This is a genomic window from Natrinema thermotolerans, from assembly GCF_031165565.1.
Classification (GTDB): Archaea; Halobacteriota; Halobacteria; order Halobacteriales; family Natrialbaceae; genus Natrinema; species Natrinema thermotolerans.
This window is the reverse complement of record NZ_CP101873.1, coordinates 3,943,343-3,955,823: the sequence shown is the minus strand read 5'-3', so window position 1 is coordinate 3,955,823 and position 12,481 is coordinate 3,943,343. Positions and strand designations below refer to the sequence as shown.

The window sequence follows — 12,481 nt, the reverse complement described above, 5'->3', positions numbered from 1 at the left end:
GACGCGCGAACGGGTCCGGACGCAAACTGGACTACACGTACACTCGGTCTTGGACACACCACCGATATTGGCATGATCGCGGTTCGATTCCGTGAATCGGCGTTACGGCGGCCATAGCGGCGAGGTGCCTCCCGTACCCATCCCGAACACGGAAGATAAGCTCGCCTGCGTTTCGGTCAGTACTGGAGTGGGCGACCCTCTGGGAAATCTGATTCGCCGCCACCATTCATACTCACTTTCACCCCCGAGCAGCCACTGCTATCCAGTGGCCGTCGGGGGTTTCTGTATTTATCAGAAACCGAGACAGTTCCGATACTTCGATCGGTGCTATTAGAAATCGGGTAGCTACTGCACCGGACTGAGTACCGAAAATTGATTCCCGCCTATTACATGCCCGTTCTTTCCTGCAGTCGGTAGCGAAGGATCTCAGTAGTAGTGGAAATGTCGCCCGGAACACTAACGTCCAGCCTCATCCCGTGGCGGCGTGCCGCGTCGGCTGGCTAACCCTCGTGCCGGGCGGAAGGACTCGAGGAGCCCTCCAGTAACTGACTGTCGCGTGCCCGGGTTCGCCGTGCTGTCATCGCACCCGAAACGGGTTTGCTCGGACGGGGACTGAAGGCACGCACCGGACCTATGCGCGTGGCCCGTTTAACTCTTGTAGCTCAGTCCCGTCCGCGAACGGAGGGTCAACCGGGGTCGGGTGCGTCCGTGATGGTGCCCTCGTTCGCTGCCAGCCATTCGTCGTAGGTGTCGCGCTCGACGACGACGATGGAGCCGTCCATCCGGGAGTGACCGGCCCCACAGAACTCGGCACAGACGGCGTCGTAGCGGCCGGGTTCGGAGACGGTCGTGCGGGCGCGAGTGTAGTCGCCCGGGAAGGCGTCCTGTTTGACACCCAGATCGGGGACGAAAAGCGAGTGGACGACGTCGTCGCTGGTGAGCCAGAACGTGACGTCCGTGTCGGCAGGGATCACGATCTCGGATTCGGTCGTGACGTTGGCCTCTGGGTAGGTGGCCTGCCACTCCCACTGGTAGCCCCGGACGTGAACCTCTTCGTCGTCGGTGTCGGGGAGGTCCGCGAACGAGTCGAACCCGTCCTGACTTGTGTCCTCGCCCTCGAGGGCCTGCGACGGGGAGACGTAGGGGTTGACGAGGACGCTGTAGCCCGAGAGGCCGACGAACAGGAGGATGAGCGCGGTCGCGACGGTCCAGGTGATCTCGAGGGCGGGATCCTCGGTGGTCGGTTGGGGGTCGTCGTTGTCGTGGAACTTGACGGCCGCGTAGACGAGGATCAGGAGGACGAAGAGCGTGAGCGGCAGGGCGACGTAGAGCAGTTGGTACTCGAGGCCGTCGATGAGGTCACGGTTTTCGGACTGGGCGGCGACCGTGCCCATCGCGAGAAGCAGCGAGAGCGCCGCGACGACGAGCGCGACGAGCGTGCGTCGACGGTCCATTGACGGGGCTTCGACGACTGGCGGGATATACGGCCTTCGTGGTTCGGTAAACTGTCACGACCGCGTAGTGGTCGTAAGCGGTGAATACTCCCAAACGGCGTATTACGGGCGGTGACAGTCAGGGAAACGCCGGCCCATATTTATTGGAACCGATGGTGAGGCAACCGCTATGTGCGGCCGAGAGCGGGGCGCTCGAGCGATGGGGGGTGACCGGTGGCGATGAACCGTGCGCTCGCGGAGGTGTCGCTGTTCGGCCTCGTCCTCGCGGGCTGTCTGCTGACGGTCGCGCTCGCCAGCCGGTGGCGAGCGGAGACGTCGCCGGACGGCGGGTACGTCCGGGAGCAGCGGCGACGGATTTCGCTGGCCGACGCGAAGGCGGCGGCCGTTCGTTGGACGACGACGACGAATCATCGCGAGATCGGACTGCTCTACATCGCGTTCGGTACCGTCGCGGCGATCTGGGGCGGGATCGACGGGATGATGATCCGGACCCATCTGCTGACGCCCGAGGCGACTCTCTGGACGGAAGGGACGTACAACGAGCTGTTCACGATGCATGGGCTCACGATGTTGATCTTCTTCGTGACGCCGGTGTTCTTCGGGATCGGGAACTACTTCCTGCCGCTGTTGATCGGGGCAGACGACATGGCGTTTCCGCGGCTCAACGCCGTCGGGTTCTGGCTGTTGCCGCCGTCGCTGTTGCTCGCTCGGTTCGGTATCATCGCCGAGGTGACGGGGGCGCTACTCGCGGTCGTGGTCCCGGCGGATCGGTTGTCGGTCTTGTTCGCGTTCAAGGAGCCGGCGATCGGCTGGACGGTGTATCCGCCCTTGTCGCTGGCACCGAACCCGCAGACGAACTTCCTGCTGCTAGGACTGCATCTGAGCGGGATCGCAACCACGATCGGCGCGCTCAACTTCATCACGACGGTCGTCTACGAGCGCGACGAGTCGATCGGGTGGGCGAACCTCGATATCTTTTCGTGGAATATGCTCGTCACGAGTGCGATCATCATCTTCGCGTTCCCGTTGCTCGGCACCGCCCTGTTGATGCTGTTGTTCGATCGTAACTTCGGGACGACCTTCTTCGCGGTCGAGGGCGGGGGACCGATCCTCTGGCAACACCTATTCTGGTTCTGGGGTCATCCGGAGGTGTACATCATCTTCCTCCCGGCGACTGGGCTGATGAGTCTGATCTTGCCGAAGTTCGTCGGCCGCAAGCTGTTCGGGTTCAAGTTCATCGTCTACTCGACGATCGCCATCGGCGTCCTCTCCTTTGGTGTTTGGGCCCACCACATGTTCGTCACCGGCGTCGACCCTCGAGTCCGGGCGAGTTTCATGGCGACGTCGATCGCCATCGCCGTCCCCAGCGCGATCAAGGTCTTCAACTGGATTACGACGATGTGGAACGGTGACGTTCGACTGGCCGCGCCGACGATCCTCTGTGTCGGCTCGATCGGCCTGTTTATCGTCGGCGGCGTCACCGGTATCTTCCTCGCGGTGATCCCGATCGACGTGGTCTATCACGGCACCTACTACGTCGTCGGTCACTTCCATCTCATCCTCATGGGGATCATCCCGCTCATGATGTTCGCCGCCAGCTACTACTGGTATCCCCTGCTTACGGGTCGGATGTACGACCGCCGACTCGCAATCTTCCAGTCGTCGCTTTTGGTCGTCGGGTCCGCGCTCACGTTCATGACGCTGATGGCGCTCGGTTTCCTCGAGTTACCTCGCCGGTACGCAACCTATCCGGCCGAGTACTCGGGGCTGCAGGTCGTCGCGACGGTCGGTGCCTTCCTCATCGGCATCAGCGTCCTCATGTGGCTGTACAACATGCTCTGGTCGTACTTCCAGGGAACGCCGGTCGAGACGGCGGATCCCTGGGACCTGAAAGCGACCGAGCAGTTCACCCCCGAGTGGCAGTGGTTCGAGGACCGCCTCGAGCGCGAGCGCGGCGTCCCGCCCAGCGAACCCGAGGCGGTCCGGCCATCGTACGTTCCGGCACAGGGGGAGCGCCCGCTGTCGCTGTACGGCCGGATCGTCCCGGTGGCAAAGCGGGTGGCGAACGACGCCGGGACGGGCGCAGCCGGTGGGTTCGTCGGCACGATGTTGTTGACGGGTACCCTTCTCGTGGCAGTAGCCTTGGGATCGTTCGATCTCGAGGCGTTCGCGACGCTGGCGACGTTCGTCGGGCTGCCGGCGAACCTCGCGCTCGGCTACGGCCTGTTCCTCCTCGGGGGGATGACGGTCTGGCCGCTGCTCTTTCTCTCGCTGGGCGAGTACCTGCCCGGCGAGTTGACCCTGGTGACGGGGCTGTGGTACGCGACGGTCATTGCCTCGGGCTTCGCGCTTGCCTTCTACACCGGCCAGTCCGGCCTCGAGCTGGTGACCTACGTCCTGTTCGTGATCGTCGCCCACTGGGTCTACGGGCTGGGTCTGGCCGGGACGATCGCGGTCTTGGGCGGCCGCCAGCGCCGTCCGTCGACGGGGGACGACGGATGAGTGCGGACGACGAGCGGGCGGCCGACGGGACGGAGACCCCTGCCACCGACGAGACGGGGCCGCTCGAGCCCACGGCGGCCGCGGAGTCGCTGGTGTTGACCTACGCTGTGCCCTTTCTCGGTGTCGTCCTGATCGCAGTAGGACTGCCGCTGGCGATCGTCGGCGGCTACGTCGTGGTTCAGGACGGGATCGGACTCTGTGGCGAACCGACGATCTCGGCGACGTCGGTCGACGAACGCGAGGGCTCGCCCTCGACCGTCGAAGAACTGCCCGCCGCGGCGCTTTCAACGGCCGAGCAACGGGCCCTCGAGGAGGCGATCGACAGCCCGCTTCGGGAGGCGAAAGTCGACGGCGAGGTGAGAAACCGGGCGGCGCTGCTCGAGGGGGCGATCGTCGAGTACGAGGGGCAGCGCTACTACGTCCGGATCACGTCCCAAAACAGCTGTCTCGAGGTCGCGCCGCTTTTGTTCCCGATCGGGGCGATCGCGATCCTGATCGGGATCGTGAGCGTGTTGACGCCGCCGATCTATCGGAAGATGGCTGGCTTCGAGGAGCGGGTCGGCCGCGACCGGTCGGACTGAGATGACGCTCGCGTTCGGCGGCGGTCACTCGGCGGGGCGGCGCTACTGATCCGTCCGGTTCGGGTCGTCGTTTGTCATCGGATCCGGATCGGGGGCGGCGACGTCGCCGTCACCCGGCTGCTCGGCGGCATAGGAGAACTGGCCTTTCCCGTCGGGAGCCTCACCCTCCGTCCAGGGGTAGCCGGGGTCGGGCTGTTCCTCACGGCGGGTCGACATGAACGTGTAGTTGACGTCCTGATTCTCCTGTTCTTGCGGGAAGCTTGCGGGAACTGGAACCGGGTCGTCGAGGGTCTCGAGGGCCTGAAGCCACTGGTTCTGGTGCATCGTGTCCCGGGCGATGAGATAGGAGAGCATGTCCTTCATCCCGGGGTCGTCGGTGTAGTTCCAGAGCCGCGTCGCGAGGGTACGGCCGGTCGCCTCGGCCATCACGTTCGCGTAGAGGTCGCCGGCGAGGTTGCCGGAGGCGACGATGTAGTTGCCGGTAAAGGGCGCGCCGTTGCTGTCGGCCGGCATCGCCGACTCGCCCGCCGAGAGGAACTGTCGCGGGCCCTGCGCGGTCATCGACTCGGCCATGTCTGCGGTCTCTCGGACCTCCTCGCTCATGCTCTTGGCGGACCCTCTGAGGTTCTTCGTGACTGCCGTCGCGAGCATCTCGATGTGGCCGAGTTCCTCCGCGGCGGTTTCCATCAGCAGGTTCCGATACTCCTCGTGCTGTTCCGGCACCGCCCACGCCTGAAACATGTACTGGAGCGCGACGCGCATCTCGCCTTCCTGTCCGCCGATCGCTTGCTGGAGGAGCTTCGCGAAGTGGGGGTCCGGTTCTTCGACGGTGACCTCGTACTGGAGTTCCGGTTCTTGGAAGAACATCCACTGGTCCTGCCCACGACCGAGGTGATAAACCACTGTTACGACCGGTGCTGAACGTGTAACCGACTGGTAACTAATCGATACGAACCACTCGGATGGCGTGGCAGACGGATCGAAGGCGGCAATCTCGAGCCACGCCTCGTCGCCGACTCGCCGCGGGGGAGATCGCTCGAGCCTCAGTGTCGGGGGGCGACACGGCCGTGAACTCGCCGGGCCCGAGTCTCGATACGCGTTCGTCGAGACGACGCGGTCCCCCGTTACGGAACGGCGGCCGGGGTTTTTTCAACGGTGGCTGTGGTACGGTTCGCCGCGAGGTGACCCCGGTGGCTAACACCGATGAGAAACACAGAGCCGCCGCGACGTGTCCGCGTTGCGGGGAGATCGGTATCGTGCAGGTCTGGCCCGACGGAACGCTTCAACCGCTCGGCCAGTCGGACTTCTGTGAGTGTCCCTCGTCGACGCTCCGGGTCCTCGAGACCGACGCCGACGAACTCCCGTAGTACGGCAGCTCCTGCCGATCAGACCGACGCCCCGACGTAGAGGACGGCCACGAGGACGAGCCAGACGAGATCGACGAAGTGCCAGTACAGCGAGACGGTCGCGACGGAGGTGTCCCGGTCCGGCCCGTAATGACCCCGCAGCGCCCGCCAACACAGGACCGCGATGGCCCCGACGCCGAGGGCGACGTGAAAACCGTGGAGCCCGGTCAGGCCGTAGAAGGCGGTTCCGAAGACGCCGCTGGTGAGCGAAAAGCCCTCCCCGGCGACGAACTCGTAGTACTCGTAGGCCTGCCCGGCGAGGAAGACGAGCCCGAGGACCAGCGTCGTCCCGAGTAATCCGAGGAAGCGCCGACGGTTCCCCGACTCGAGGGCCGCGTGCGCGTAGTGAACAGTGACGCTGCTGGCGAGCAGGATCGCGGTGTTGACGGCGACGAGCGAGCCCACGAGCGGCGGGAGTTCCGCGGGCGGCCACGCGCCGACTCTGACGAAGGCGTAGTAGACGAACAGCGCCCCGAACGTCGAGACGTCGGTCGCCAGGAAGAGTACGGTCGTCGAGACGTACGACTCGCGGGACTCGGGGGACGCCGTCGCGTCGTGGTCGCGGGCCGGCACCAGAAACGCCTCCCGGAGCCAGCCGCCGACGCCGGACAGCAAGAGGCCCGCCCCGAGGACGGCGAGGGCGACGCCGACGAGCGGTGGCACGAGCCCGGTTTCGGTGCCGAGAACCGCGATCGCGACCCCGCCGTAGAGCCCGGCGGCTCCGGCGGCGGCGATCAGCGGCCACCGGCTTCGATGCTCGTGGTCGTCGCCGTCACCGTGTCCGCGGTGGTCGCCGTACTCCTCGGGTGCCTGCCCCTCGGGGACGTGATGGCCGGAGCCGTCGGCTCGAGGGGGCGGAGTGCGGTCGGAGCCGTCACCGGTTCCCATAGGCGCGCTTCCACGTCGACGCCGAAAAAGGGTCGCTGCGGACGCGTGGGTAGGGTCGGCGTACGGCGACGGTGCCGATCAGTAGAAGTAGTCGTCCTCGGCGAGCTGGACGTAGCCCCCGTCGCGGTACGTGAACTTCGTGCGCTTGTAGGTCGCGGCGATCTTCGCGGCGTCGAACCCGGCAGTGTACTTCCGCGCGATCAGGCCGTCGTCGGTGCCGTTGCCCTGCATGTCGTTGACGGTCGAGAACGCCCAGTCCCAGTCGTCGGGGCCGTAGTCCGCGACGATGTCGGCGAAGGCGACGTTGCGGAGGATCTCGTCGCCGATGGCGTCTTTCCAGATATCGTTGTAGTTCTCGAGCGAGTCCGTTCCGGCGAGCCGGCCGGCGATCTTGCCGGTGCGGACGGCGACGTGGTAACCGCCCTCGTGGAAAGCCGAGGTAGTGCCCATCGCGCCGCCGGCGACGGCGATGTTCGCGCCGACGGGCGAGTCGATCGGCCGCGTCGAGGAGATCGGGTAGGTCTCGGTCCCCTTGGACTTGCCACGGTCCTCGACGCGGGGGATGTCTTCCTCGATATCGTACTCGTCGCCGTACTCCTGCTCGAGTAGGCGGCTGATGTACTCGGCACCGGAGGGGATCCGGTCGTCGTCCGGCCGCAGGAGCTTGTAGGAGCCGGGATCCTCGACGTCCTCGAGCGTCATCCCGATCGGCATCGTCAGCCCGACGCGGGCGACAGTACCGTCGTTGGGGAAGACCCACGGGTAGGCGGTTTCGCCGGGCATGTATCCCCACCAGAACTTGAGTCGGTCCTCGAACTCCGCGAACAGTTCTTCCGGGAACTCCCGGTACTCCTGATAGGCGATGTGATTCGTCTCCGGCGGCGAGAGGTGGTCGGAGACGCTGCGGCCGGGCGCGGTGAACTGATCGAGGGCGTCGAGCGTGATCCGGCGCTGCGGGCCGTCGGCCAGCACGACGTACTGGGCCTCGATCTCGTCGCCGTTCGACAGCGTCAGCGTGTGGGTCGGCCCCTTCGGGCTCGAGGCCCGGAGATCCGTCTCGAGGTCCTTGACGCTGACGCCGACCCGGAGATCGGCCCCGGCGTCGGTCGCACGCTCGTGGAGCCAGTCGTCCATGCGGGCGCGATGGAAGGTGTAGCCGAACTTCGGATAGCTGGCGTCCATCCCGGTCGAGGTCAGTTCGACGGCGCTGTTCGGGCCGATGAACTCGGTGCCCTCGAGTTCCCGGTGGATGACGTTGTCGGGAATCTCGCGGTAGTCGAACTCCATGAGGTCGATCCAGTAGTCGAGCATTCCGGCGGCGTCGGTCGAGTCGGGACCCACTCCTTCCCGATCCTCTCGGGGGACCCCCTGCTCGAAGAGCACGGTTTCCGCGCCGTGGGCTGCCGCTTGCTCGGCCGCGGACGCACCGGCGGGGCCGCCGCCGACGATCGCGACGTCTACGCGTTCCATACGACGTTCGGACTCAGCGCGTCATTATAAAAACTGCGAGGCGGACTGTCCGTCGAACGGACCGGTCGCAGTTAGAAGAGGCCTCTGGCCAGGACGAGCAAGACGCCGGAACCGATGATGAACCCGAGAAAGCCCGCGAAGATGATCGCCGCCTGTCGTCCGGTGAGCGATTCGCCGTCGAGAAACTCGTCTGAAGGCATACTGTCGGCGTTCGTGGCTCGCTCGCTTAAACGTGATGGTCACGTCATTTGATGGGTGGGACGCTGCCAGCGACTCGACCCCTCGAGGGGCGGCCCCGACCACCCGCAGTGCCGCGAGACGAACGCTTTTGATCGCACTGGACGAGGATGGGGACATGAGTGAGCCCGACGCGCCGGACGTGCTGGTCCTCCGGCGTGGCACCCACGGGATGCCGGTCGAACAGTATGCCGACGCGATCCGCGAGCGGCTCCCCGACCGCAGCGTCGAACTCGCGCGGACCCCTGCCGCGGAACGCGAGGCGATCCGGTCGGCGACGTTCGCGACCGGTATGACACTCGAGCGCGATCTCCTCGAGTCGGCCGACGCGCTCGAGGTCTTCGCCTGTGCCTACGCGGGGACGGGCCATCTCCCCCTCGAGGAACTCGAAGAGCGGGCCGTCGCGGTGACCAACGCTTCGGGCGTCCACGGACCGAACATCGGCGAACACGTGCTGGGCGCGATCCTGGGGTTCGTCCGGCGGTTTCACGTCGGTCGGCGGCGACAGGATCGCCGGGAGTGGCGCCACTATCAGGCCCACGAACTGCAGGGGTCGACGGTGACGATCGTCGGTCTCGGCGCGATCGGGGAGGCGGTCGCCGAGCGGCTCGAGCCGTTCGGCGTCGAGACGATCGGGGTTCGATACACCCCCGAGAAGGGTGGGCCGACCGACGAGGTGATCGGGTTCGAGAGCGAGGCGTTCGACGACGCGCTCGCGCGGACGGACTATCTCGTCCTCGCGTGTCCGCTCACCGAAACGACGCGGGGGCTGATCGACCGCGAGGCGCTGGTTACGATCGACCCCGAGGCAGTGCTGGTCAACGTCGCCCGCGGCCCCGTCGTCGACACCGACGCGCTGGTCGCGGCGCTGCGCTCGAACCGGCTCCGCGGGGCCGCGCTGGACGTTACCGACCCCGAACCGCTGCCGGAGGACCACCCGCTGTGGACCTTCGAAAACGTACGGATTACGCCCCACAACGCGGGCCACACGCCCGAGTACTACGAGCGACTCGCGGATATCGTCGCCGAGAACGTCCGTCGGCACGCGAACGGCGACGACGCCCTCGAGAATCAGGTCCGTCCCTGAGACGCGCCGGCCGTGCCGTCCGCCGCCAGTCGATTCGACGCACCTTTTTGCCCCTTTGCGACGAACGGCGCGTATGGACAGCACAGACTGTGTGACTCGAGCGAACGCGTCCGTGTGGACGGGAGGCGGACGATGGTACTGACGTTCGACGGCCGGGTCCTCGTGCCCGTCGCCGACCCCGACGACGGCGAACGAACGGCGGCGGCGCTGGCACCGTATCTCGGCCCCGAGAGTTCGGTACTCTTCGTCAATGTCATCGAGAAGGCGGGCGGTGCGCCGGACAAGGCCTCGGTCGAACAGCGCGAGGACTACGCCGAGGAGATCTTCGAGCGTGCCCGCGGGCCGCTCGCGGATCGAGCGGCCTCGGTCGAAACGGCGATCCTCTTCGGGACGGACGTCGTCGAAACGATCTTCGACGCGGCCGAGGAGCGCGATGTCGAAGCCGTCGTCTTCGAGCCTCGCGAAGGGAACCGGTTCGTGGAGCTACTTACCGGTGACGTGGCTCGGCGACTGGTCAAACAGGCCACGATTCCGGTGGTCGCGCTCCCGCGAACGGACGACTGACGGAGCAACGTGAAACACTCACTCGAGGGCGGCGAGTTCGACGCGGCCGGTCTGGTCGACGCCGACCCGGTAGCCCGCGTACTCGAACGTGACCGACCCGACGCAGCGGTCGGCCCCCACCGTCGACTGGAAGAGCGAATCGAGCGCGGACGGGTCGATCACGTCGTACAGCGGGCCGAACTCGTCGGCGAGTTCGAGGGCGTCGAACGACGAGTCGGCCGCGATCGCGTCGATGACGGCCTCGCTCGGGGGCGTGTCCGGGTCGGCCTGGTGCGTACTGGCAGATTCGTGAAGCGTCAACCGGTCGGTGGTAGGCTCAGTTTCCATACACACGATACCGGCCGGCCGCGGGAAGCAACCACGATTGGAGGGCCAACCCTTCAAGTGGGGGCCGGTCCGCCGATCGTGTTCCGCAGGAGGTTGGCCTGCCCCCGCCGGAGGCGGGCGGACAGCGCCTGATCCGAGATGTCGAGTTTCGCGGCGACCGCGGAGAGCGTCGTCTCGCGGGGTACGTCGAAGTAGCCCTCCTCGAGGGCGACGATCAGTGCCTTCCGCTGGCGTTCGGTGATCCCGTACCGGTCCCCGGCGGCGGCCGATTCCTCGAAGATACGCTGGATCCGGAACGGAATCTCTTTCTCACGACAGACGTCCCGATATGCGAACAGCGCCTCTCGGGTCGGTACGCGGGCCCGAATGCTCGTCTCCTCGGTGACGGTGATCTCCTGATACCCGATGTCGTACTTCGCCGCCGTCGGATACGTCAGATGGGCCTGTCCCCGCTCCGACAGCGTGACGCTGTAGAGACGGCGATCGCCTGGATCCTCGAGCAGCGAGACGGCCGCGACGGTGGTGTCGTCGGCGAGCGCGGGTTCGACGCTCTCGAGGTCGTCGCCGTACATCCAGCAGACGAGTTTCGTCGACCCCGTCTCCGACTGATAGATCTCCTCGACGTCGATCCGGGAGACGGCGTCGACGGTCCGTCGGAGGATCGGCGTCCCGATTTCGAACTCGACGATGAGTACCATGGGGCCTTCGCTCGAGGTACGTCGCCGGGACTGTTATACTACGGCACTAACTGGGTTGGTGCGTGTCGACGAGAGAATCGATCGGCCACTCGGCGGACGATCGAGGGGGAACGGCGTGTGCCGTTCAGATGTAGCCGTGTTCGAGCAGCAGTTCGCCGTTGAGAACGCTCGCGCCGGCGGCACCGCGGATCGTATTGTGGGCCAGACAGTTGTACTGCAGGCCGAAGGGCGACTCCTGCAGCCCGCCCGCGGCGATGGCCATGCCGTCGCCCAGCGTGCGGTCCATCCGGGGCTGGGGTCGGTCGGGCTCCTCGAAGACGTGGATGAGCGGCTCGGGGGAGGAGCGGAGATCGAGCGACGGATACTCCCGCATGGCCTCGGCGGCCGCGTCGGCGGTCAGGTCGTCCGCGGTCTCGACCCACACGTTCTCGAGGTGGCCGTCGATGGTCGGGATGCGGTTGCAGGAGGCCGCGACCGACATGTCGTTGTGCGATAGTTCGGCCCCGTCGAACTCGCCCAGCAGTTTGCGGGACTCGGTCTCGAGTTTGTCCTCCTCGCCGCCGATGTAGGGGATGGCGTTGTCGATGATCTCCATCGAGGACACGCCGTCGTAGCCCGCGCCGGAGACCGCCTGCAGCGTCGAGACGTGAACCTTCTCGAGGCCGAAGTCGGTCAGGGCGGCGAGCGTGGGGACGAAGGTGATCGTCGAGCAGTTGGGGTTTTTGACCATTGCGCCGTCCCAGCCGCGCTCGTCGCGCTGGACCTCGAGCAAGTCGAGGTGGTCGGCGTTGACCTCCGGAATCACGAGGGGGATGTCGTCGTCCATCCGGCCGTTCGAAGAGTTCGAGGAGACGACGTAGCCGGCCTCACAGAAGCCGGGTTCGACTTCCGCACCGACGCTCGACGGGAGCGACGAGAAGATCAGGTCGACGTCGTTGGGGACCTCGTCGGGGTCGGTCGCCGTGACGGTCGTCTCGGCGACGTCCTCGGGAATGGGGCTGTCGACGCGCCACTTCGATGCCTGTCGATACGTCTTGCCGGCGCTTGCGTCGCTCGCGGTCAGGGCCGCGATCTCGAACTCCGGATGGGGGTCGAGCAATTGAATCAGTCGCTGTCCAACCGCACCGGTCGCACCGAGTACGCCTACTCGTACTGCCATTTTCCGGCACTCCGAGTCGTGTCCGCAAAACCGTTTGGGTTTTCGGTAGCGAGTGTCAATCGTCGAAGTTGCACACGTCGCCAACGCCGGCCGCCGACCGGCCGCGAG

The 12,481-nt window shown here is 66.1% G+C and carries 13 protein-coding genes and 1 rRNA gene; 6 read left to right on the top strand and 8 right to left on the bottom strand.

Features of this window, described 5'->3' with window-relative positions; genetic code table 11:
• The first annotated feature begins 103 nt into the window (after positions 1 to 103).
• Positions 104 to 225, top strand: a 5S ribosomal RNA gene (rrf, locus tag NP511_RS20325).
• Between the two features lie 461 nt (positions 226 to 686).
• On the opposite strand, the gene coxB is transcribed toward rrf, so the two are convergent.
• A complete protein-coding gene (gene coxB / locus NP511_RS20320) occupies positions 687 to 1,454 on the bottom strand; it encodes a cytochrome c oxidase subunit II (RefSeq protein WP_049966876.1) in 768 nt (255 codons plus the stop codon).
• Between the two features lie 219 nt (positions 1,455 to 1,673).
• Here coxB and NP511_RS20315 point away from each other — a divergent pair, with 219 nt between their 5' ends.
• Together NP511_RS20315 and NP511_RS20310 are read left to right on the top strand one after the other, a co-directional pair.
• Entirely contained in the window at positions 1,674 to 3,956 is a 2,283-nt protein-coding gene (locus tag NP511_RS20315) for a DUF6789 family protein (RefSeq protein ID WP_049966875.1), read from the top strand.
• Entirely contained in the window at positions 3,953 to 4,537 is a 585-nt protein-coding gene (locus NP511_RS20310) for a DUF7979 domain-containing protein (RefSeq protein WP_049966874.1), read from the top strand. The genes NP511_RS20315 and NP511_RS20310 overlap by 4 nt, the downstream gene beginning before the upstream one ends.
• 42 nt (positions 4,538 to 4,579) lie before the next feature.
• On the opposite strand, the gene NP511_RS20305 is transcribed toward NP511_RS20310, so the two are convergent.
• A complete protein-coding gene (locus NP511_RS20305; RefSeq protein ID WP_049966873.1) occupies positions 4,580 to 5,404 on the bottom strand; it encodes a manganese catalase family protein in 825 nt (274 codons plus the stop codon).
• A 323-nt stretch (positions 5,405 to 5,727) separates the two neighbouring features.
• Between NP511_RS20305 and NP511_RS20300 the strand changes: the two genes are divergently transcribed.
• Positions 5,728 to 5,904: a hypothetical protein gene (locus NP511_RS20300; protein ID WP_162834905.1), complete on the top strand. Its 177-nt coding sequence runs from the start codon at positions 5,728 to 5,730 to the stop codon at positions 5,902 to 5,904.
• 18 nt (positions 5,905 to 5,922) lie between these two features.
• On the opposite strand, the gene NP511_RS20295 is transcribed toward NP511_RS20300, so the two are convergent.
• The 3 genes from NP511_RS20295 to NP511_RS20285 form a co-directional block, all read right to left on the bottom strand.
• Entirely contained in the window at positions 5,923 to 6,831 is a 909-nt protein-coding gene (locus NP511_RS20295) for a cytochrome c oxidase subunit 3 (RefSeq protein WP_049966872.1), read from the bottom strand.
• A 78-nt stretch (positions 6,832 to 6,909) separates the two neighbouring features.
• Positions 6,910 to 8,301, bottom strand: a complete 1,392-nt coding sequence (locus tag NP511_RS20290) for an NAD(P)/FAD-dependent oxidoreductase (protein WP_049966871.1) — start codon at positions 8,299 to 8,301, stop codon at positions 6,910 to 6,912.
• Between the two features lie 71 nt (positions 8,302 to 8,372).
• Complete coding sequence (locus NP511_RS20285; RefSeq protein ID WP_006180473.1) at positions 8,373 to 8,501, bottom strand: hypothetical protein; 129 nt, start codon at positions 8,499 to 8,501, stop codon at positions 8,373 to 8,375.
• Positions 8,502 to 8,656: 155 nt separating this feature from the next.
• Between NP511_RS20285 and NP511_RS20280 the strand changes: the two genes are divergently transcribed.
• Together NP511_RS20280 and NP511_RS20275 are read left to right on the top strand one after the other, a co-directional pair.
• Positions 8,657 to 9,625, top strand: coding sequence for a D-2-hydroxyacid dehydrogenase (locus NP511_RS20280; RefSeq protein ID WP_084158328.1), 969 nt, complete (start codon positions 8,657 to 8,659; stop codon positions 9,623 to 9,625).
• Positions 9,626 to 9,757: 132 nt separating this feature from the next.
• The gene (locus NP511_RS20275) at positions 9,758 to 10,189 is read left to right on the top strand and encodes a universal stress protein (protein WP_006651272.1); all 432 of its coding nucleotides are present in this window, start codon (positions 9,758 to 9,760) and stop codon (positions 10,187 to 10,189) included.
• An 18-nt stretch (positions 10,190 to 10,207) separates the two neighbouring features.
• On the opposite strand, the gene NP511_RS20270 is transcribed toward NP511_RS20275, so the two are convergent.
• The 3 genes from NP511_RS20270 to asd form a co-directional block, all read right to left on the bottom strand.
• Positions 10,208 to 10,516: a HalOD1 output domain-containing protein gene (locus NP511_RS20270; RefSeq protein ID WP_049966869.1), complete on the bottom strand. Its 309-nt coding sequence runs from the start codon at positions 10,514 to 10,516 to the stop codon at positions 10,208 to 10,210.
• 53 nt (positions 10,517 to 10,569) lie between these two features.
• Complete coding sequence (locus NP511_RS20265; RefSeq protein WP_006651270.1) at positions 10,570 to 11,214, bottom strand: helix-turn-helix domain-containing protein; 645 nt, start codon at positions 11,212 to 11,214, stop codon at positions 10,570 to 10,572.
• A gap of 124 nt (positions 11,215 to 11,338) precedes the next feature.
• The gene (gene asd, locus NP511_RS20260) at positions 11,339 to 12,373 is read right to left on the bottom strand and encodes an aspartate-semialdehyde dehydrogenase (RefSeq protein ID WP_006651269.1); all 1,035 of its coding nucleotides are present in this window, start codon (positions 12,371 to 12,373) and stop codon (positions 11,339 to 11,341) included.
• Positions 12,374 to 12,481: the final 108 nt, after the last annotated feature.

Excerpts from the sequence above, each read along its gene's own strand:
- coxB (WP_049966876.1), bottom strand. The coding sequence starts at position 1,454 with ATGGACCGTCGACGCACGCTCGTCGCGCTCGTCGTCGCGGCGCTCTCG.
- NP511_RS20315 (WP_049966875.1), top strand. The coding sequence starts at position 1,674 with ATGAACCGTGCGCTCGCGGAGGTGTCGCTGTTCGGCCTCGTCCTCGCG.
- NP511_RS20310 (WP_049966874.1), top strand. The coding sequence starts at position 3,953 with ATGAGTGCGGACGACGAGCGGGCGGCCGACGGGACGGAGACCCCTGCC.
- NP511_RS20305 (WP_049966873.1), bottom strand. The coding sequence starts at position 5,404 with ATGTTCTTCCAAGAACCGGAACTCCAGTACGAGGTCACCGTCGAAGAA.
- NP511_RS20295 (WP_049966872.1), bottom strand. The coding sequence starts at position 6,831 with ATGGGAACCGGTGACGGCTCCGACCGCACTCCGCCCCCTCGAGCCGAC.
- NP511_RS20290 (WP_049966871.1), bottom strand. The coding sequence starts at position 8,301 with ATGGAACGCGTAGACGTCGCGATCGTCGGCGGCGGCCCCGCCGGTGCG.
- NP511_RS20285 (WP_006180473.1), bottom strand. The coding sequence starts at position 8,501 with ATGCCTTCAGACGAGTTTCTCGACGGCGAATCGCTCACCGGACGACAG.
- NP511_RS20280 (WP_084158328.1), top strand. The coding sequence starts at position 8,657 with ATGAGTGAGCCCGACGCGCCGGACGTGCTGGTCCTCCGGCGTGGCACC.
- NP511_RS20275 (WP_006651272.1), top strand. The coding sequence starts at position 9,758 with ATGGTACTGACGTTCGACGGCCGGGTCCTCGTGCCCGTCGCCGACCCC.
- NP511_RS20270 (WP_049966869.1), bottom strand. The coding sequence starts at position 10,516 with ATGGAAACTGAGCCTACCACCGACCGGTTGACGCTTCACGAATCTGCC.
- NP511_RS20265 (WP_006651270.1), bottom strand. The coding sequence starts at position 11,214 with ATGGTACTCATCGTCGAGTTCGAAATCGGGACGCCGATCCTCCGACGG.
- asd (WP_006651269.1), bottom strand. The coding sequence starts at position 12,373 with ATGGCAGTACGAGTAGGCGTACTCGGTGCGACCGGTGCGGTTGGACAG.